The organism is Mesorhizobium sp. M0768, from assembly GCF_040320195.1.
In the GTDB taxonomy this organism is placed as follows: domain Bacteria; phylum Pseudomonadota; class Alphaproteobacteria; order Rhizobiales; family Rhizobiaceae; genus Mesorhizobium.
In genome coordinates this window covers 110462-130391 of the sequence record NZ_JAMYPD010000002.1, presented here as the reverse complement: position 1 = coordinate 130391, position 19930 = coordinate 110462, and the positions used below count along the sequence as shown (strand labels likewise).

Annotated in this window: 17 protein-coding genes and 1 other RNA gene; 11 read left to right on the top strand and 7 right to left on the bottom strand. The window is 63.4% G+C overall.

Annotated features, from left to right (window positions below):
- Window positions 1–43: 43 nt before the first annotated feature.
- Window positions 44–1645, bottom strand: a complete 1602-nt coding sequence (locus NKI08_RS02975) for a cisplatin damage response ATP-dependent DNA ligase (RefSeq protein WP_352540485.1) — start codon at window positions 1643–1645, stop codon at window positions 44–46.
- Between the two features lie 73 nt (window positions 1646–1718).
- The gene (locus tag NKI08_RS02970; RefSeq protein WP_352767104.1) at window positions 1719–2729 is read right to left on the bottom strand and encodes a ligase-associated DNA damage response exonuclease; all 1011 of its coding nucleotides are present in this window, start codon (window positions 2727–2729) and stop codon (window positions 1719–1721) included.
- A 107-nt stretch (window positions 2730–2836) separates the two neighbouring features.
- On the opposite strand from NKI08_RS02970, the gene NKI08_RS02965 reads away from it, so the two are divergent.
- Together NKI08_RS02965 and NKI08_RS02960 are read left to right on the top strand one after the other, a co-directional pair.
- Window positions 2837–3781: a methyltransferase domain-containing protein gene (locus tag NKI08_RS02965; protein ID WP_352767102.1), complete on the top strand. Its 945-nt coding sequence runs from the start codon at window positions 2837–2839 to the stop codon at window positions 3779–3781.
- 55 nt (window positions 3782–3836) lie between these two features.
- Window positions 3837–4193: a hypothetical protein gene (locus NKI08_RS02960; protein ID WP_352767100.1), complete on the top strand. Its 357-nt coding sequence runs from the start codon at window positions 3837–3839 to the stop codon at window positions 4191–4193.
- A 7-nt stretch (window positions 4194–4200) separates the two neighbouring features.
- On the opposite strand, the gene NKI08_RS02955 is transcribed toward NKI08_RS02960, so the two are convergent.
- Together NKI08_RS02955 and NKI08_RS02950 are read right to left on the bottom strand one after the other, a co-directional pair.
- Window positions 4201–5064 carry a prephenate dehydratase gene (locus NKI08_RS02955; RefSeq protein WP_023717847.1) on the bottom strand — a complete coding sequence of 288 codons (864 nt, stop codon included), beginning with the start codon at window positions 5062–5064 and terminating at the stop codon, window positions 4201–4203.
- Between the two features lie 33 nt (window positions 5065–5097).
- Window positions 5098–5826: a 3-deoxy-manno-octulosonate cytidylyltransferase gene (locus NKI08_RS02950; RefSeq protein WP_352767098.1), complete on the bottom strand. Its 729-nt coding sequence runs from the start codon at window positions 5824–5826 to the stop codon at window positions 5098–5100.
- 192 nt (window positions 5827–6018) lie between these two features.
- Here NKI08_RS02950 and NKI08_RS02945 point away from each other — a divergent pair, with 192 nt between their 5' ends.
- The 7 genes from NKI08_RS02945 (at window position 6019) to NKI08_RS02915 (ending at window position 15775) form a co-directional block, all read left to right on the top strand.
- Window positions 6019–6672: a c-type cytochrome gene (locus NKI08_RS02945; RefSeq protein ID WP_352540486.1), complete on the top strand. Its 654-nt coding sequence runs from the start codon at window positions 6019–6021 to the stop codon at window positions 6670–6672.
- A gap of 173 nt (window positions 6673–6845) precedes the next feature.
- Window positions 6846–8729, top strand: coding sequence for an extracellular solute-binding protein (locus tag NKI08_RS02940; protein WP_352767096.1), 1884 nt, complete (start codon window positions 6846–6848; stop codon window positions 8727–8729).
- Window positions 8729–10597, top strand: coding sequence for an extracellular solute-binding protein (locus tag NKI08_RS02935; protein WP_352767094.1), 1869 nt, complete (start codon window positions 8729–8731; stop codon window positions 10595–10597). The genes NKI08_RS02940 and NKI08_RS02935 overlap by 1 nt, the downstream gene beginning before the upstream one ends.
- A 279-nt stretch (window positions 10598–10876) precedes the next feature.
- Window positions 10877–11971 carry a microcin C ABC transporter permease YejB gene (locus tag NKI08_RS02930; RefSeq protein WP_352448571.1) on the top strand — a complete coding sequence of 365 codons (1095 nt, stop codon included), beginning with the start codon at window positions 10877–10879 and terminating at the stop codon, window positions 11969–11971.
- Complete coding sequence (locus tag NKI08_RS02925) at window positions 11971–13110, top strand: ABC transporter permease (RefSeq protein ID WP_352767092.1); 1140 nt, start codon at window positions 11971–11973, stop codon at window positions 13108–13110. The genes NKI08_RS02930 and NKI08_RS02925 overlap by 1 nt, the downstream gene beginning before the upstream one ends.
- On the top strand, window positions 13107–14738 hold the full coding sequence (locus NKI08_RS02920; protein ID WP_352767090.1) for an ABC transporter ATP-binding protein: 1632 nt from the start codon (window positions 13107–13109) through the stop codon (window positions 14736–14738). Before NKI08_RS02925 ends, NKI08_RS02920 begins: the two co-directional genes overlap by 4 nt.
- A gap of 95 nt (window positions 14739–14833) precedes the next feature.
- Complete coding sequence (locus NKI08_RS02915) at window positions 14834–15775, top strand: 2-hydroxyacid dehydrogenase (protein ID WP_352613864.1); 942 nt, start codon at window positions 14834–14836, stop codon at window positions 15773–15775.
- Window positions 15776–15800: 25 nt separating this feature from the next.
- Here NKI08_RS02915 and NKI08_RS02910 read toward each other — a convergent pair whose 3' ends face one another.
- From NKI08_RS02910 to NKI08_RS02900, 3 genes are read right to left on the bottom strand one after another with little or no spacing between them, the layout of a single operon-like run.
- Entirely contained in the window at window positions 15801–16103 is a 303-nt protein-coding gene (locus NKI08_RS02910) for a Dabb family protein (RefSeq protein ID WP_352767088.1), read from the bottom strand.
- 25 nt (window positions 16104–16128) lie between these two features.
- Window positions 16129–17070, bottom strand: a complete 942-nt coding sequence (gene nudC, locus NKI08_RS02905) for an NAD(+) diphosphatase (RefSeq protein ID WP_352767086.1) — start codon at window positions 17068–17070, stop codon at window positions 16129–16131.
- A 37-nt stretch (window positions 17071–17107) separates the two neighbouring features.
- A complete protein-coding gene (locus NKI08_RS02900; RefSeq protein ID WP_023676868.1) occupies window positions 17108–17527 on the bottom strand; it encodes an HIT family protein in 420 nt (139 codons plus the stop codon).
- A gap of 358 nt (window positions 17528–17885) precedes the next feature.
- On the opposite strand from NKI08_RS02900, the gene ffs reads away from it, so the two are divergent.
- Window positions 17886–17982, top strand: an RNA gene (gene ffs, locus NKI08_RS02895) — signal recognition particle sRNA small type.
- 104 nt (window positions 17983–18086) lie between these two features.
- Entirely contained in the window at window positions 18087–19925 is a 1839-nt protein-coding gene (locus NKI08_RS02890) for a DNA polymerase III subunit gamma/tau (RefSeq protein ID WP_352767084.1), read from the top strand.
- Window positions 19926–19930 lie beyond the last annotated feature (5 nt).

The following is a 19930-nucleotide window of genomic DNA, read 5'->3' as shown; positions in this document are numbered from 1 at the left end:
TCGTTACCGCAAAACCGCTGCACTCTTTTTTGCGCGACATGCATTAACTATCGAGCAGCGCCTGCAGCGTCTCGATGCGGTCGGCTTCGGCCGCCGGCTTGTCCCAGCGCAGCCGCGAAATGCGCGGAAAGCGCATGGCGACGCCGGATTTGTGCCGCGTCGAGCGGTTGAGCCCTTCGAATGCTACCTCAAGCACCAGCCCGTTCCTGCGGTCGGCACGCACCGAGCGGACCGGGCCAAAGCGCTCGATCGTATTGTCGCGGACATATTTGTCGATCTGCCTCAGTTCCTCGTCGGTGAAGCCGAAATAGGCTTTTCCCACCGGGACTAGCTCCTCCGATCCTTCCGGCCCGGACCAGACGCCGAATGTGTAGTCGGAATAGAAGCTCGAGCGTTTGCCGTGGCCGCGCTGGGCGTACATCAGCACGGCGTCGACCGTGTGCGGATCGCGCTTCCATTTGAACCACGGGCCCTTCGGCCGACCGGCCACATACGGCGAATCCCAGCGCTTCAGCATGACGCCTTCGATGACCGGATGCAGCGGCTTGCGGCGCAATTCCTCGAGTGCCTGCCAGTTGGTGAATTCGACCAGCGGCGACAGATCGAAGCGGCTCGGATCGAGCGTCCTGACGAAGGCCTCGAGCCGGCCGCGCCGTTCGCGGAAGGGAAGTCCGCGCAAATCCTCGTCACCAATCTGCAGCGCATCGTAGCACCGCATGAAGGCGGGGTATTGCTGCTGGATCTTGGGCGACACGCTCTTGCGGTTCAGCCGTTGCTGCAGGTCCGAGAACGTGCCCGTCGCCTGCCTGGGGTCTCCGACCAGAAGCTCGCCGTCGAGGGCGCCTGAAAAATCCATCGCCTCGGCAAGATCCGGAAAGGCGCCGGAGACGTCGTCACCGGTGCGCGAATAGAGCCGGCGAATGCCGCCTTCGCAAGCCGCCTGGACGCGGATGCCGTCCCATTTCCATTCGGCCGCGTAGTCGGCCGGGTCGAGCCTTTCGAGGTCGCCGTCGCCGACGGCATTCGACAGCATCACCGGCCTGAACAGCGCCAGCGCCGTTTTCCTGGGCTTTTCCGCTTTACCCTCCAGCCAGGCGAACAGCCCGATATAGGGCGGCGTCAGCCCGTGCCAGAGTTCCTCGATCTCGGCGATATCGACCTTGCCGAAATCGGCCAGTGCCTGCTTGGCCAGCCGCGCCGAGACGCCGATGCGCAGGCCGCCGGTGACCAGCTTTATGATGGCGAAGCGCGCCGACGTGCTGGCGCTGTCGAGCAGCCGGGCCAGCACCTGCGGCCCGTCGGAACGGCTCGCCGCCTGCAGCTTGGCCACCACCTCGGCCAGCGTCGGCTCGTGGTTCGCAACGTCGACCGGCGCTTGCGGCCAGACCAGCGACACGGTCTCGGCCAGGTCGCCGACATAGTCGTAGGAATAGCCGAACAGCACCGGATCCATGCGCTCGATCACCAGTGTGCGCAGCATCGCCGGCTTGACCGCGGCGATGGACAGATCGCCGGTAATGGCCGCCAGCGCCAGCCCGCGGTCCGGATCCTCGACGCTGCGGAAATAGTCGGTCAACAGCGTCAGCTTGCCGTTGCGCGACGGCGTCAGCACCAGCCGGTCGAGAAGCTCGGCGAAGCGGTTCATGGAAGGGGCGACGCCAATGAGAAAGGCTTGCCGCAGAGCGCCGTACCGGCGATTGCTGGATCCAAAAACACCATCAATCGCCCTCGTCCTCGTAGCCGACGAGATGCAGCGGTCTGGCGGCAATGCCTTCGAGTTCGCACCAGCGCACCAGAGCCTCCTCGCGGCCATGCGTTACCCAGATTTCTTCGGCGCCGGTCTCCTTGATCGTCGCCGTCAGCTCGTCCCAGTCGGAGTGATCGGAGATGATCAGCGGCAGCTCGACGCCGCCCTGCTTGGCGCGCTGGCGGATGCGCATCCAGCCTGAGGCGAAGCACGACATCGGATCGGGAAAACGCCGCGCCCAGCGATCGGCGAAGGCGGATGGCGGGCCGACGACGATGGCGCCGGCAAAGTCGCTTTTTTGGCCGGTCTCGACGGTCGCCGGTTCCAATGTGCCGAGATCGATGCCCTGGCTCTGGTAATATTCGCTGAGCTTGGCCAGCGCGCCGTGGATGTAGATCGGCTTTTCGTAGCCGGCATCGCGCAGCAGCCGCATGACGCGCTGCGCCTTGCCCAGCGCATAAGCGCCGACCAGATGCGTTCTCTCGGGAAACTGTTCGGTCGATTTCAGCAGCCGGGCGATCTCTTCGGAATCGGGCGGATGCCGAAACACCGGCAGGCCGAACGTCGCCTCGGTGATGAAGACATCGCATTTGAGCGGCTCGAACGGCTCGCAGGTCGCGTCCTTCTGGCGTTTATAGTCGCCGGACGCGACGATGCACGTGCCCTGGTGCGCGACCTTGATCTGGGCCGAGCCCAGCACATGGCCGGCCGGGTGAAAGCTGACGGTGACGCCGTCGAGCGCAATCGTCTCGCCGAGCACGGCGGCTTGCGTCGTTCCGGCAAAACTGTCGCCGTAGCGCAGCCCCATGATGTCGAGCGTCTGCTGCGTCGCCATCACCGAGCGGTGGCCGGAGCGGGCATGGTCGGAATGGCCATGTGTGATCAGCGCCCGGTTGACCGGCCGCACCGGGTCGATGAAGAAATCGCCGGGCGGGCAATACAGCCCTTCCGGCCGGGGATGAAGCAGGTCGCTGGCGTGCATGGCCCCAAGATAGGCGCTAATTCCGGCGCGGGAAGCCTGTTGTAAGTCACTGCTGACTCCAGCATAGAGCGCAAGCCGGCTGCAAACACCCGGCGGAACCCGATCGCATGAAACCGCTCCAGACCTCGTCCGGCGATTTGACCGCCGACCGCCGCGCCGACTATGCCGAAATGCTTTATGCATCCGGCGATCATGCGGCAGCGGCGGAATTGCTGCTCGGCGCGCTCGAACTGGCGCCGCAATGGCCAGCCGGCTGGTTCCGCCTCGGCGAGATGCAGGAAGCGGCGGGCGCGCGCGATCGTGCCGCGCAGGCCTGGACGACGGCGCTGCGGCTGGACCCGGCGGACAGGCTCGGCGCGGTGCTCAAGCTGCAATTGATCGGCAGGGTGGCGGCGGCCCAGGCGCCGCCCAGCGCCTTCGTCGAGACGCTGTACGACCACTATGCCGGGAGTTTCGAGGGTGAACTGGTCGACAGGCTCGGCTACCGTCTGCCCGAATGCCTCGACCGCGCCATCCGGGCAGCACGGCCGGGCCAGTTTTCGCTGGCGCTCGATCTCGGCTGCGGCACCGGCCTCATGGGCCAAAAGCTGCGGCCGATCGCCGACCGGCTGGAGGGTTACGACATCTCGGCCGGCATGCTGAGGCAGGCGCGCGCCAAAGGCGTCTACGATCTGCTCGTCAAGACGGACCTGCAGGATTTTTGCTATTCTGGCCCGAAAGCCGATCTGGTGACGGCGGCCGATGTGTTCATCTATGTCGGCGCACTCGAAAAGGTGGTGAACAAGATTGCCGGAATGCTTGCCGGCGGCGGTCTGTTTGCGTTCTCCGTCGAGACGCTCCCGGGCGGAGAATCGTCTGACAGCGCCGGCTTCGCCCTGCAGCCGTCGCGCCGCTACGCGCATTCGCAAGGCTATGTAGAGCGGGTTCTGGATGCCGACGGCTTTTCGATCCTGTCGCTGCAGGCAACGATCATCCGGCAGGATCGCCGCGAACCGGTCGAAGGGCTGGCCGTAGTGGCAAGCTTGCTTTCCGGCAGCGTAAAATCTGGCTAAGACTTCTGCCGCTGCGCATGAGAAGCCGCAGCTGCGAAAGACAAGGAGCACGTTCATGCGCTGGAACATGACGGTCTTGGCATCTTGCCTGGCGATGGCCGGCTGCGTCGGCAATTCGATGTCCGAACGGCAGGACGAAAACGTCCAGTCCTCGCTGCTATATGACAAGGTGCCTTGCGATCAATTGCTGGCGCAACGAAACGGCCTGGCGCAGCAATATCATCTGCCGGTGGACGCCAAGCCGTCGTTCTCCAACCCGGCGACGGGCTTTGGCCCGTTCACGCCGGATATGCGCTCAAAAGCCAAACGCGACGCCGACCAGGCAAGCGGCAAGATCGACGCCATGAACCGGTCGATCAGCCGGCGCGAATGCGGCAAGCCGGCCAAACGGAACAAGCTCGGCCTGACCTGACCGGATCTTAATCCGCCACCTTCCACTGCTCGCGCGAGGCGCTGGCGGGATAGACGCCGAGGATGCGCATTTCGCGCGAGAAAAAGCGCAACTCGTCAAGTGCCAGCTTCACCAGCGGATCGTCGGGATGGCCCTCTATGTCGGCGTAGAACAGCGTCGCCGTAAACGCGCCGAGCTGGTAGCTTTCCAGCTTGGTCATGTTGATGCCGTTGGTGGCGAAGCCGCCCATCGCCTTGTAGAGCGCCGCCGGCACATTGCGGACGCGGAAGATGAAGGTCGTCATCATCCTGGCGTCGGCCGAGGGACGTTCAGCCCATTGCTTGTTCTTGGTCAGCACGACGAAGCGGGTGACGTTGCTGTCGGTGTCCTCGACATTCTCCTCGATGATGTCGAGCCCGTAGAGCGTTGAGGCCAGCGCCGGCGCCAGCGCCGCCATGGTGCGGTCCTTCATCGCGGCGACCATCTTGGCGGCGCCCGCGGTGTCGCCGGCCACCGTCGCCTTCCAGCCGTTCTTGCGGATGTATTTGCGGCATTGGCCGAGCGCGTGGATGTGGCTGTGCACGGTCCTGATCTCGTCGCGCCTGACGCCGGGCAGCACCATCAGCTGGAAGTGGATCGGCAGAAAGTATTCGCCGATGATGTGCAGCTTCGATTCCGGCAAGAGGTGATGGATGTCGGCGACTCGGCCGGCAATGGTGTTCTCGATCGGGATCATCGCCAGATCGGCCTTGCCGGTCTCGACGGCGTTGAAGGCGTCCTCGAAGGTCGGGCACGGCAACGGCTCCATTGACGGGAACATGTTGCGGCAGGCGGTGTCGGAATTGGCGCCCGGCTCGCCCTGGAAGGATATTTTGTTGGTCTTTTCAGGCATGCGCGGGGTCTCGGGAATTGGGGGAAGAATTTCTTAGCTGGAAAGGTGCGCCCTGGCGCGTTCGAGATCGTCCGGCGTATCGACGCCAAGCGGCACCGACTGCACGATCTCCGCATCGATGCGCATGCCGGCCTCCAGCGCCCGCAACTGCTCCAGCCGCTCGCGGCGCTCCAGCGGCGACGGCCTCAGCGCAACGAAGCGCTCGAGTGCGGCGCGCCGATAGGCATAGAGGCCGATATGATGGTAGAGCGGGCCTTCGCCCCAAGGGGCGGTGGCGCGGGTGAAATAGAGCGCCCTGAGTCGCGTCGTCGAGAGTGGCGAGCCGACCAGCTTGACGACGTTCGGATTGGTCTTTTCCTCGTCGCGTACGATCTCGACGCAGAGCGTGGCGATATCCACCGCTGCGTTCTCGAAAGGCTTCAGCGCGGCGCCGATAACAAGGGGGTCGATGGTCGGCAGATCGCCCTGCACATTGACGATGGTCTCGACGCTGTTGCCAGGGTCGAGAATGGTCAGCGCTTCGAAGATGCGGTCGGAACCGGTTTCGTGGTCCGCCCGCGTCATCACCGCCTCGAAACCATGCGCGCGCACCGCCTCCGCAACGCCTTGCGTGTCGGTGGCGACGACGACCCGGCCGAGCCCGGCCTCGGCAGCACGGCGGGCGACGTGGACGATCATCGGAGTGCCGGCAATGTCGGCCAGCGGCTTGCCCGGCAGGCGCGTCGAGGCCATGCGGGCCGGGATCAGGATGAGCGTGGACATGAGGCGGGCAGGGGCTCGAAAAAGAGGGGGACAAAAGTGGCAAAAGGTCTCACTGGCAGCGCCCTTATAGGTGTTGCAACGCCGGAGCAAAAGACCTAGTTTCCGCGCGATTTGACCGCCTCGCAGGGTGGTTCACGATACCGACGGACGGAGTGGACGGATCGGTCCGCCGGAAAAGGGAGCCTGGGGCGTATGGATTCCAACGAAGTCAACAAGCTGCTCGCCGGCTTTCTCGGCACGGTGTTCATCGTCTTTTCCGTTGGCATCGTATCCGACGCGCTGTTTGCCTCGCCGGCGCCGGAAAAGCCCGGCTTCGCCATCGAGGCGACCGAGCCCGCCGAAGGCGGCCCGGCCGCTCCCGCCGCGGCCGTGAAGCCGATCGCCGAGCTGCTGACCACTGCCAACGCCGAAGCGGGCGCCGCCATCTTCAAGAAATGCCAGGCTTGCCACTCCGGCGAAAAGGGTGGCCCCAACAAGGTTGGGCCCGATCTCTGGGACATCGTCGACCGTCCGGTCGCCGAGCATGAGGGCTTTGCCTATTCGGCCGGCATGAAGGAGTTCTCCAAGGGCGGCAGCGAGAAGTGGACCTACGACAATCTCAACCACTTCATCACCTCGCCGAAGAAGTTCGTGAAGGGCACCGCGATGGGCTTCGCCGGCCTGCCGAAGGATGAGGACCGCGCCAACGTCATCGCCTATCTGCGCACGCTGTCGGACAATCCGAAGCCGCTGCCGGCGCCCGGCGCCTCGGCCGAAAACGCCCCCGCCAAGCCGGCCGAAGGTGCAGCCCCTGCCAAGCCGGCAGAAGGCGCGGCGCCAGCCGCCCCGGCGGCACCCGCAAAATAACAAAACTGTAATGACATTATCCTTGAAAAAGCCGGGTTCAGCCCGGCTTTTTCGTTAGGAAAAATGCATATGCGACGACAAAGCCGCTCGGTTGCGGTTTTCAGCGCCGCCAAATGATCTAGATTGGGCCCAGACGCTATGGTGACGGCGCTATATCGCGAAGAGGAGAACGCATGACGGTTGGCCGAGCGCGGACGCTTCTGAAATCGGTGCTGATGCTGGCTGCCTTTGCCGGCGGCCTGCAGGCGGCCTTTGCGGACGAATGGCGCACGACCTCGTCGCTGATCGGCGAATCCAAATATGGCGACAATTTCCAGCACTACGACTACGTCACTCCGGATGCGCCGAAGGGCGGCACAGTGAACTCAGTGGTGCTCGGCACGTTCGACAGCTTCAACCCCTATGTCGTGCAGGGTTCGCCGGCCGCCGGCTTCGCGCAGTTCGGCGGCGGCCTGCTCTACGACACGCTGATGGAGCAGGCGACCGACGAGGGCAGCGTCAACCATCCGCTGATCGCCGATGCCTACAAATACCCGGCCGACTATTCCTCGGCGACCTACAGGCTCGATCCGCGGGCGAAATGGCATGACGGCCAGCCGATAACGACCGACGATGTGATCTGGTCGTTCCAGGTGCTGAAGGCCAACAGCCCGATGTACAGCCGTTATTTCGAGAACGTCACCGACGCGGTTGCGATCTCCGATCGCGAGGTGGAGTTCCATTTCAACCAGAAGGGCAATCGGGAGTTACCTCAGATTCTCGGCGGTCTCGTCGTGCTGCCGAAGCACTGGTGGGAAGGTACCGACGCCAACGGCAGGAAGCGCGACGTCACAAAGCCGACGCAGGAGCCGCCGCTCGGCTCGGCCGCCTACAAGATCGCCAGCTTCAAGCCGGGGTCCGAAATCATCTGGCAGCGCGTGCCGGACTACTGGGCGGCCAAGCTGCCGGTGAAAATTGGCCGTGAGAATTTCGACAGGCAGCGTTTCACCTATTTTCTCGACGACAATGCCGCCTGGCAGGCCTTCACCAAGGGCGGGCTGGACGACATCAAGCCGGAGAACAGTTCGAGGCGCTGGAACACGGCCTATGACTTCCCGGCGGTCAAGGCCGGCGACGTCATCAAGAAGGAATTCAAGACCGCGTCGCCCGAACCGATGCAGGCCTTCATGCTCAACACCAGGCGCCCGCTGTTTAGGGATCGCCTGGTGCGCGCCGCGCTGATGTATCCGTTCGATTTCGAGACGATGAACCGGACCCTGTTCTTCGGTTCCAACACCCGCACCAGCAGCTATTTCCAGGGCACCGAACTGGCGTCGAGCGGCCTGCCGCAAGGCAAGGAACTCGAAATCCTCGAGCAGTACCGTGACAAGCTGCCGCCTGAAGTCTTTACCCAGGAATTCAAGCTGCCGGTCTACGACAACCCGCAGGCTGAGCGCAAATACCTGAAAACCGCGGTCGATCTGTTCGCCAAGGCAGGCTGGATCATCAAGGGCGGCAAGATGGTCAACGCCAAGACCGGCGAGCCATTCAAGTTCGAAATCCTCGGCTGGAACGACACCGACCAGGTCATCGCCAGCCCCTACATCGCCAATCTGCGCAAGATCGGCGTCGACGCAACGCTGCGCCTGATCGACCAAACCCAGTATATCAACCGAGTCACTCACTTCGACTTTGACGTGGTCACTTCGATACTCGGGCAGTCGGACTCTCCTGGCAATGAACAGCGCGATTTCTGGAGTTCCAAGGCCGCCGATTCGCCGGGATCGCGCAATTACGCCGGCATCAAGAATCCGGTCGTCGATGCGCTGGTCGACCGCATCATCTTTGCCACCGACCGCGACGATCTGGTTGCCGCCACCCATGCGCTCGACCGGGTGCTGCTGTGGAACTACTATGTCGTGCCGCAATATTACCGTGCCGTGGTCTGGCTCGCCTACTGGAACAAGTTCGGTATGCCGGAGAAGCAGCCCGCCTATAGCGGCGTCGACCAGAATTCCTGGTGGATCGATCCGGTCAAGGAAAAGGCGCTGGCGGCCAAATACAAGAGTGGCAATTGATGGCGGTGCTGCCCCGTCGCGACTTCCTCGCCCTGGGCGGTGCCGCCGCGGCCGCGGCGCTGCTGCCCGGCCGGGCTTTCGCCACGATCCCGACCGGCGTGAAACTGCACGGCCTGTCGGCCTTCGGCGATCTCAAATATCCTCCGGATTTCGCGCATTTCGACTATGTCAATCCGGACGCTCCCAAGGGCGGCCGGATGAATTTCGCCCCGCCGAACTCCACCCTCAATCAGAGCTTCCTGACTTTCAACACGCTGAACTCGCTGGTGTTGAAAGGGGATTCGCCGCCGCGCACCGAACTCTGTTTCGATTCGCTGATGGCAAGGGCAGTCGATGAGCCGGATGCGGTCTACGGCCAGCTTGCCGAATCCGTTACCTTGTCGCAGGACCGCAACGGCTTCCGCTTCAGCCTGCGGCCACAAGCGCGTTTCCATGACGGCTCGCCGCTGACCGCCGAGGACGTTGCCTTCGCCTTGAACCTCTACAAAGATCGGGGACATCCGAACCTTTCCCAAGCGCTGCGGCACATGACGGATGCGGTCGCAATCGATCCGCTTACAGTCAGCCTTACCTTCAACGGCCAACAGTCGGCGCAGAATATCCTCGCGATCGTCGTAATGCCGATCGTGTCCAAAGCCTTCTACACGGCCAATGATTTCGACGCCTCGACGATGACCCCACCGCTCGGTTCCGGGCCGTACCGAATGGGGCGGGTGGTGGCCGGGCAGACCATCGAATATGAACGCGTCGCCGATTATTGGGGCCGCGATCTGGCCGTGAACCGCGGGCTTAATAATTTCGACCGCATCCGTATCGATTTCTACCTTGATCGCCAGGCAGCGTTTGAAGCGTTCAAGAAAGGGGATACGCATTTTCGCGAGGAGTTCACTGCGCGGGTATGGGCGACCGGCTACGACTTTCCAGCGCTGAAGGATGGCAGGGTCGTCAAACGCGAATTTCCCGGCGAGAAAACGCCATCCATGCAGGCTGTCGCACTCAATCAGCGCCGTCCGCAGTTCCGCGACATTCGCGTGAGACAGGCAATCGCCTATTGCTTCGACTTCGAATGGACCAGGCGGGTTCTGTTTTTCGACTCCTACGAGCGTTCGCAATCGAACTTCGAGCGGTCGGACTACAAGGCCAAGGGCCTGCCCTCACCCCAGGAATTGAAACTGCTGGAGCCGTTTCGAGCCGAGTTGCCGCCGGAGACCTTCGGCGATCCGGTGATGCAACCCGTCTCCGACGGTTCGGGCCACGACCGCAAGCTGCTGCGCGAGGCTTCGAGACTGCTTGCCGAAGCCGGCTGGAAGCGAACGGGCAATTTCGTCGTCAATGACAAGGGCGACCGGCTGCGGGTGGAAATGCTGGCCGAGGACGATGGCCTCGTTCGCATCTTCCTTCCGTGGTCCGAGAATATGAAGGCGATCGGCATCGACGCTTCGGTCCGGCAGGTCGATTCGGCGCAGTTTGAAGCGCGGCAGAGCAATTTCGACTTCGACTTCAACATGCTCGCATGGTCGATCGGAGCGACGCCAACCGCCGATGGTTTGGAGATCCTCTATGCTTCCCGGATGGCGAAAACGCCGGGGATGCGCAACTATCCGGGTACGGAAAGCAAAGCCATCGACGCGCTGATCGAGGCAGCCGGCAAGGCGCAGAGCCGGATCGAACTCGTCACCGCGCTCAACGCGCTCGATCGGGTCTTGCGCGCGCGGCTAGACTGGATTCCAACATATCATCTGGCGAATCACCGGGCAGCCTTCTGGGACATGTTCGGCTTTCCCGCTCAAAAGCCGGATTACGACTTTCCGGTCGAGACGCTGTGGTGGTTCGATAAAGACAAGGCGGCAAAGATTGGCAAAGCCTGAATTTCTTGCGAGCGCTGGCGCCGCCCCTCACCTGCCTGCCGGCATCCTCTCCCCGTATAGCGACGGGGAGAGGGGCGCTTTCATCGATGGTTTCGCCGATCATAAGCGTCGCAATAGAAGCGCCGAGACTACGGCCAGCCCCTTTCTCCCCGTCACTATACGGGGAGAAATGTCCGGCAGGACAATGAAGGGCGGCACCGTCTTCGGCAATTGGCCTGGGGCGATTGCCTTAGGGGCACCTTCAGACACAATGGTCGTCCTCAAGGAGGGTAAAGCCTGATGGGCGCCTACATATTGCGCCGCATCCTTTTGATGATCCCGACCCTGTTCGGTATCATGGCGGTGTCATTTGCCGTCATCCAGTTTGCTCCAGGCGGGCCGGTCGAGCAGGTCATCGCCAGGCTGACCAACCAGGGCGGCAGCGATCGCCTTGGCGGCGGTGGGGGCGATGCGGGCGGCGCCAATGTCGATGTCGCCGGCGACGTCGGCTCGAAATACCGCGGCGCGCAAGGGCTCGATCCGGAATTCATCAAGAAGCTGGAGAAGCAGTTCGGCTTCGACAAGCCGCCGCTCGAGCGCTTCGGCATGATGCTGTGGAACTATCTCCGCTTCGATTTCGGCGACAGCTATTTCCGCGACATATCGGTGCTCGACCTGATCCTGGAAAAGATGCCGGTGTCGATCTCGATCGGGCTGTGGATCACGCTTTTGTCCTACCTGATCTCGATCCCGCTCGGCATCCGCAAGGCGGTCAAGGACGGCTCCACTTTCGACGTCTGGACCAGCGGCGTCGTCATCGTCGGCTACGCGATTCCGGGCTTCCTGTTCGGCATCTTGCTGATGGTTCTGTTTGCCGGCGGCTCGTTCTGGGACTGGTTTCCGCTGCGCGGCATCACCTCCGACAATTGGGACCAGCTGTCCTGGCCGCAGCGGATCGTCGACTATTTCTGGCATATGACCCTGCCGCTGACGGCGCTGGTGCTGTCGGCCTTCGCCACGACGACGCTTTTGACCAAGAATTCCTTCCTCGAGGAAATCCGCAAGCAATATGTGGTCACCGCCCGCGCCAAGGGCCTGTCGGAGCGGCAGGTGCTTTATGGCCACGTCTTCCGCAACGCCATGCTGATCGTCATCGCCGGTTTTCCCGGTGCCTTCATCTCGGCATTCTTCACCGGGTCACTGCTGATCGAGAACATCTTTTCGCTCGACGGCCTCGGCCTGCTTGGTTTCAACTCGGTGGTGCAGCGCGACTATCCGGTGGTCTTCGCCAATCTCTACATCTTCTCGCTGCTTGGCCTGTTCGTCGGGCTGCTGTCCGATCTGATCTATACCTGGGTCGATCCGCGCATCGATTTCGAGCGGAGAGACGTCTGATGGCGCGGACCATGGCCGAAACGGCGCCGGCTCGGATCGCGCGGCCCTTTCTGTCGCCGCTCAACCAGCGGCGCCTGCAGAACTTCAAGTCCAACCGGCGCGGCTACTGGTCGTTGTGGATTTTCCTGTTCCTGTTCGTGCTGTCGCTGGTTTCCGAACTGATCGCCAACGACAAGCCGATCATCGCCTCCTACAAGGGCGAGATCCTGTTTCCGGTCCTGGTCGCCTATCCCGAGGAGAAGTTCGGTGGCTTCTATGCGGTCACCGACTACCGCGACCCGGTCATCCAGGACGAGATCAACGCCAATGGCTGGATGGTCTGGCCGCCGGTGCGCTACTCCTACCAGACCGTCAACAACGCTATTCCCGAAGCAGCACCGACCAAGCCGTCCTGGCTCTACGACAAGAAGACGCGCTGCAACCAGTATCCGAAAGGCGAGGCAGACCCCAATTGCAACGTCGGCAACTGGAACTGGCTGGGCACCGACGACCAGGCCCGCGACGTGCTGGCGCGCGTCATCTACGGCTTCAGGATCTCGGTGCTGTTTGGCCTGATCCTGACTGCCGGCTCGGCGCTGATCGGCGTGGCGGCCGGCGCTCTGCAGGGCTATTTCGGCGGCTGGACCGATCTTCTGTTCCAGCGCTTCATCGAGATCTGGTCGGCGATCCCGGTGCTGTATCTGCTCCTGATCGTTGCCGCCATCCTGCCGCCCGGCTTCTTCATCCTGCTCGGATTGATGCTGCTGTTCTCCTGGGTGGCACTGGTCGGCGTGGTGCGGGCCGAGTTCCTGCGCGCCCGTAACTTCGAATATGTCAATGCGGCGCGCGCGCTCGGCGTGTCCAACGTCACCATCATGTTCCGGCATCTGCTGCCCAACGCCATGGTGGCGACGCTGACCTTCCTGCCGTTCCTGCTCAGCGGCTCGATCTCGACGCTGACCTCGCTCGACTATCTCGGCTTCGGCCTGCCGCCCGGCTCCGCCTCGCTCGGTGAACTGTTGAAGCAGGCACAGCGCAACCTCAACGCGCCCTGGCTCGGCATTTCCGGCTTCGTCGTCATCTCGCTGATGCTGTCGCTGCTGGTCTTCGTCGGCGAGGCCACGCGCGACGCCTTCGATCCGCGCAAGACGTTCAGATGAGCGACACCCCGCTGCTTTCGGTCCAGGATCTCAGCGTCGCCTTCACGCAAGCCGGCGACCAGTCGATCGCAGTCGACCATATTTCCTTCGACCTTGCCAAGGGCGAGACGGTGGCGCTGGTCGGCGAATCCGGCTCCGGCAAGTCGGTCACCGCGCTGTCGGTGCTGAAGCTGCTGCCCTATCCGACCGCCAGCCACCCGTCGGGAAGGATACTGTTCCTCGGCGCCGACCTGCTTGCCGCCGACGAGAGAGACCTGCGCCGCGTGCGCGGCAACAAGATCACCATGATCTTCCAGGAGCCGATGACCTCGCTCAACCCGCTGCATACGATCGAGCAGCAGATCGTCGAGGTATTGAAGCTGCATCAGGGCCTGGGCGATCGCAAAGCCAAGGCGCGCACGCTGGAACTTCTGCACGAGGTCGGCATCCGCGAGCCGGAGAAGCGGCTTGACGCCTATCCGCACCAGCTTTCCGGCGGCCAGCGCCAGCGCGTCATGATCGCCATGTCGCTGGCCAACGAGCCTGAACTTTTGATCGCCGACGAGCCGACGACGGCGCTCGACGTCACCGTCCAGGCGCAGATCCTCGAATTGCTGGCCGGCCTGAAAAGCCGCAAGAACATGTCGATGCTGTTCATCACCCACGATCTCGGCATCGTCAGGAAGATCGCCGACCGGGTCTGCGTGATGACCAAGGGCAAGATCGTCGAGACCGGCCCGACCAACGAGATATTCGCCAATCCGCAGCACGCCTACACGCGGCATCTGCTTGCCGCCGAGCCGAAAGGCAAGCCGCCGGCGGCCAACCAGGCCGCCAAGCCGGTGATGGTCGGCAAGGACGTCAAGGTCTGGTTCCCGATCAAGAAGGGCTTCTTCCGGCGCACCGTCGACAATGTGAAGGCGGTCGACGGCATCGACGTCACCGTACGGGCCGGTCAGACGCTTGGCGTCGTCGGCGAATCCGGCTCAGGCAAGACGACGCTCGGCCTGGCGCTGGCCAGGATGATCTCGTCGACCGGGAACATCCAGTTCAACGGACGCGGCATCGATCAGCTGTCCTTCAACGAAATGCGGCCGTTGCGGCGCGAGTTGCAGATCGTCTTCCAGGATCCGTTCGGTTCGCTCAGTCCACGCATGTCGGTCGCCGAGATCATCGAGGAAGGGTTGAAGATCCATGAGCCGAAGCTGTCGCCTGATGCGCGCGACGAGCGTGTCGTCGACGTGCTGAAGGAAGTCGGCCTCGATCCGGCGACGCGCAACCGCTATCCGCACGAATTCTCCGGCGGCCAGCGCCAGCGCGTCGCCATCGCGCGCGCCATGGTGCTCAACCCGCGTTTCGTCATGCTGGACGAGCCGACCTCGGCGCTCGACATGAGCGTGCAGGCGCAGGTCGTCGACCTCTTGCGCAGCCTGCAGGCCAAGCACGACCTCGCCTACCTCTTCATCAGCCACGATCTGAGGGTCATCCGCGCGCTCGCCAACGAAGTCATCGTCATGCGCAATGGCAGGATCGTCGAGGCCGGTCCTTCCGAACAGATTTTTGGCAAACCGCGGACCGACTATACAAAGGCGTTGATCTCGGCCGCCTTCAAGATCGAAACGGCGCCGGTCGGCATCGTCAGCGAGTAGATTTTCGCCAGAGATCATGCACAAAATCAAAACGCAGCCGCGCCTTGCGCGTCGGGACGCGAACGCTGTTGGTAAAAAGGGAAAAACAATCCGCAATGGAAAAAGGCCGCATCCTGCTTGCCCTCACCGGTATTCATCCGCTGCGCTGGCGCGAACTGCTGTCGGCGGAGCGCGAGGTGGTGCTCGAGCCGAACGGCGCCGGCGATCCCTCGATCACCTATGCGGTGGTGTGGAAACAGCGGCCGAACCTGTTGTCTTCGCTGCCCAATCTGCGCGCCATCTTCTCGATCGGCGCCGGCGTCGACCACATCTTCGCCGATCCCACCTTGCCCGACGTACCGGTCGTCAAGGTGGTGGCCGACAACCTGACCCAGTACATGACCGAATACGTCGTCTGGCGGGTGCTCGACCACCATCGCCAGGGCATGCTCTACCGCGCCCAGCAGCAGAAGAAGATCTGGCATGAACCGCAGCAGCGGCCGGCCAGCGACATCTCGGTCGGCATTATGGGGCTCGGCACGCTTGGCCGCGCGGCGGCATCGGTGCTGTTGTCGCTCGGCTTTCCCGTCAATGGCTGGTCGCGCAGCGACCGGCCGATGCAAGGTGTCTCGACTTACGCGGGCGAGGCCGGCCTGATCCCGTTCCTCAACGCCACCGATATCCTGGTGGTGCTGCTGCCGCTGACGCCGCAGACGCACGGCATCATCAACCACAGCGTGCTGAAGGAGCTGCGCAAGCGCAACGGGCTCGGCGGCTCAGTGCTGATCAATGCCGGGCGCGGCAGGCTGCAGAAGGACGCCGACATTTTGCGCGCGCTGGACGACGGCACGCTGAAGGAAGCCAGCCTCGACGTTTTCGAGGTCGAGCCGCTGCCGAAGACCAGCCCGCTATGGAGCCACCCCAAAGTGTTCGTGACGCCGCACGCGGCGGCAACCTCCGATCCGGTCCACCTGGCGCCGATCATGCTGCGTCAGATGGATGCTTTCGAGCGCGGCGAAGCGCTGGAAAATGTAGTGGATCGCGACGCCGGGTATTAATTTTTTAGAGCGCCGCTTTCCAGTCTCAGCCCCAGCCGAGCGGCACGTAGTCGATCTCCATAAACGCCTCGACCTCGGGGATCCAGCGGTCGCGGACGAAGGCGACGTGGTCGGGATGGTCGTTATAGCCGGAATAGGCCCGCTGATCGGCAAACGCCATCGAGAAGCCGAAGCGGTAGTCGTTCTTGGGACTGACCTGCCGCAACTGCTCGAAATGCGTGACGCCCTTTATCGCCGTGAGAATCCTCTTGGCGTCGGCGAGGAACCGTTTTTCCTCGAGCGAATGCGGCGGGTGTTTCAGCGTGAACACGACGGTGTGACGGATCATTTTTTGCTCCTGCGATGTCTTCGTGTCACGCGCTGTCAGCCCAGGCGCGGATGAGGTTATAGGCGATCGCCCCCTTCGGCGGTGTCACCAGGCCGCCCGGATGCTCGCGGGCCACCATCGAGAGCACCTCGTCGCGAAAGAACCAGCGGCAATCTTCCAGCTCGTTGAGGTCGGGCTGGATATCGTCGTTGAGCGGTTCGCCGAAGCAGCCGATCATCAGCGAATAGGGAAACGGCCAGGGCTGGCTGGCGTGGTAGACGACGCGGCCGAGCCTGATGCCGGCTTCCTCCAGCGTTTCGCGGCGCACCGCCGCCTCGATCGTCTCGCCCGGCTCGATGAAACCGGCGAGCGCCGAATACATGCCGGGCCCGAAATGCCGGCCGCGGCCGAGCAGGCATTTTTCGCGTGTTGCCGTCAGCATGATCGCCACCGGGTCGGTGCGCGGAAAGTGCTCCGTACCGCAGGCCGGGCAATGCCGCTTGTAACCGCCCGCCCGCATCGCGGCTTCGGTGCCGCATTTGCTGCAGAAGCGATGGCTGGCATGCCAGGCGAGCAGCGCCGCCCCTTGCGCCAGCGCGCCGGCCGCCGCTTCGTCGATCAGCCCCTGCATATAGACCGAGCGATAGTCGATCGCCTTGATCGTCTCGGGAAGCTGCTCGGGCTCGACCCCGGCCGGCACCGCCAGCACCGGGCCGCTTTCGGAAAAACCGAGCAGGACGCCGTTTTCGAGCGATGCTTCGAGCGGCCGGCATTCGGCCACGCCGAACCAAGGGTCGAATGCGCCTTGCGCAAGCTTCAAATAGAGCCGGCCGCCACGCATCAGCAAAAGCCGCGCCGAGGGATCGGCGAGTGCCTTTTCGACGGAATCGTCGGCGCGGTTTTCGGACTGCCGGTCGATAACGTTGCCGGCGAAGCCGACGAACTGGCTCGGCTGGCGCAAGGGCGCGTCAAACAGGCGAAAGCTCATGCAGACTCGGGAAGGTTCAAGGTGGACACGGAGAGGCTTATAACGCTGCCTTGATCTTTTCCGCAAACTTGCGAAGGTCGGAGCGCTGATAGGGCTCGCGCAGGCCGTGCCCCCACACCGGGCCAGGCCAGCCGGGATCGCCTTCCGAGCGCGCAATGACGTGTACATGCAGCTGGCGCACGATGTTGCCGAGTGCGCCGGTGTTGATCTTGGTGCAGCCGGTCACCCGCTTCAGCGCCAGCGCCACCATGTTGGTCTCGAAGGTCAGCATCGCCTGGTCCAGCGGCGTCATGTCGTGGATTTCCTCGATGCCCGGCCGCTGCGGCACCAGCAGCAGCCATGGCCAGCGGCGGTCGTTCATGACGCGCAATTCGCACAGGCCGAGCCACATCAGCTGTTCGCTGTCGGCTTCCAGCTGGGCGTCAAGCGTGAATCCGGCCTTGAGGCCCGGCAGCATCGGCGTTTCCCTCACTTTTTGACGTTTTTTGAACTCCATCGACGCTAGAGCGGCTTCCGAAGGGCCGCAAGGGGCAGCAACCAACATTGGCCGTCGCGGCGCTGATTGTGCGCGAAGAAGTGAGGCCCGGGCAAATTGCATCAGCTTGGCGCTGCCCCGCCGAGATTGACGATTTTGATCGCGGCCACATTTTGTTCTTGCTTTGTGCCGGCAGCTATGCTACTAATCTCGCTATGGTGATTATTCGCACCAACGACCCGCCCGCCGAGGCGGGTTTTTGGTTTCAGCTTTCGCCATCGCTCAAGGACCCTATCATCCGCACTTGCATTTCATCGCCGGATTGCCGATATGGAGGCTGGGAGGTTGGTGGTGGACGGTCCACTCGCCAACCGGGTCAGGTCCGGAAGGAAGCAGCCCTAACGAGCCCGGAACGGGTCATTGTTCCAGCCTCCCGCCTCTTCGCCTTTTACCCCGACATTGACGGCGCCAAGCCGCGCGGGCGAAACTATGCGCAGGAATCGGCCGCCTCTAGTGGCAGCCCTTGGAGCTTAACGGGCGAATGAGCGAAGCCGGAAACGAGGCCGGGAAATTGGACAAGCCTGCCGCCTACCGCGTGCTGGCGCGCAAATACCGACCGTCGAATTTCTCCGAACTGATCGGCCAGGAGCCGATGGTCCGCACGTTGACCAATGCCTTTGCCACCGGCCGCATCGCCCAGGCCTGGATGCTGACCGGCGTGCGTGGCGTCGGCAAGACGACGACCGCGCGCATACTCGCGCGGGCCCTGAACTACAAAACATCGACCGTCGACCAGCCGTCCGTCGACCTTGCCGTGCTCGGCGAGCATTGCCAGGCGATCATGGAAGGCCGGCATGTCGACGTCATCGAGATGGACGCCGCCTCGCATACCGGCATCGACGACATCAGGGACATCATCGAGCGTGTGCGCTACGCCCCGGTGTCGGCGCGCTACAAGGTCTACATCATCGACGAAGTGCACATGCTTTCCAACCAGGCCTTCAACGGCCTGCTGAAGACGCTGGAAGAGCCGCCGCCGCACGTCAAGTTCATCTTCGCCACCACCGAAATCCGCAAGGTGCCGATCACCGTCCTGTCGCGCTGCCAGCGTTTCGACCTCAGGCGCATCGATGCGGCAATGATCAAGGCCGACCTTGCCAGGATAGCCCGTCTGGAGGGCATCGAAGTCGAAGACGATGCGCTGGCGATGATCGCGCGCGCGGCCGAAGGCTCGATGCGCGATGCGCAGTCCATCCTCGACCAGGCGATCGCCCATGGCGGCGGCGCGGTCAGCGCCGAAGCGGTGCGTGCTATGCTCGGCCTTGCCGACCGTGCCCGCATCGTCGACCTGTTCGAACATGTCATGAAGGGCGACGTCGCCGCCGCACTTGCCGAATTCCGTGCCCAGTACGATACCGGCGCCGATCCTGCCGCGGTGCTGACCGACCTTGCCGAGTTCAATCATCTGGTCACCCGTCTGCGTTTCGTGCCGGCGGCCATCGACGACGCCTCGCTGTCCGAGGACGAGCGCCGGCGCGGCGCCGATTTCGCCAGCACGCTGTCGGTCAAGGTGCTGTCGCGGACGTGGCAGATCCTCTTGAAAGGTATTCCCGAGGTGCAGACCTCCAACCGCCCGGTCAGCGCCGCCGAGATGGTGCTGATCCGGCTGGCCCATGCCGCCGACCTGCCGACGCTGGACGAGGCGCTGAAATCGCTGGAGAACGGCGGTACACTGCCGGGTGCCGCGCCGCGCGCGAATGGCACGCCGGCAAGCCCCGGCCCCGCAAACCATGCGCCTGCAGGCGGTGGTGCCGGCGCCGTGGCGCAGGCGCGGATGCCGACGTCCAATGGCGGCGCCCAGACAATGCGCCTGGTCGAGACGATGCGCCTGGTCGAGGCCGAGCCCGTGCCGACCAACTTCGTTGCTCCGCCGGAGCCGGCGGTCGAGGCGTCGCCGGTGCCGGTGAAATCGCTGGCCGACATTATCGCCCTTGCCGACGCCCAGCGCGACATGGCCTTCAAGGTGCTGGTGAAGCGTTGCGTGCGCCTGGTGCGCATCGAGCCCGGTCGTATCGACGTCAGCCTGACCGACGATGCGCCGAAGATGTTGCTCAATGATTTGACCGCCAAGCTGCGCGCCTGGACGGGCCGCAACTGGCTGGTGTCGCTGTCGAAGGACGAGGGCGGCCAGACCTTGGCCGAGATGGAATCGACAAAGCGCGAAAACGCCTTCCTCGATGCCAAGAGCGACCCGACGGTCGCCGCCATCCTGGCGCGCTTTCCCGGTGCCAAGATCATCGACGTGCGCATTCCCGATGCGCCGGAAGCCGACGAGGCCGAAGTGCCGGTCGAGCCGCCGGCCGACGACGACGAAACCTGAACAAC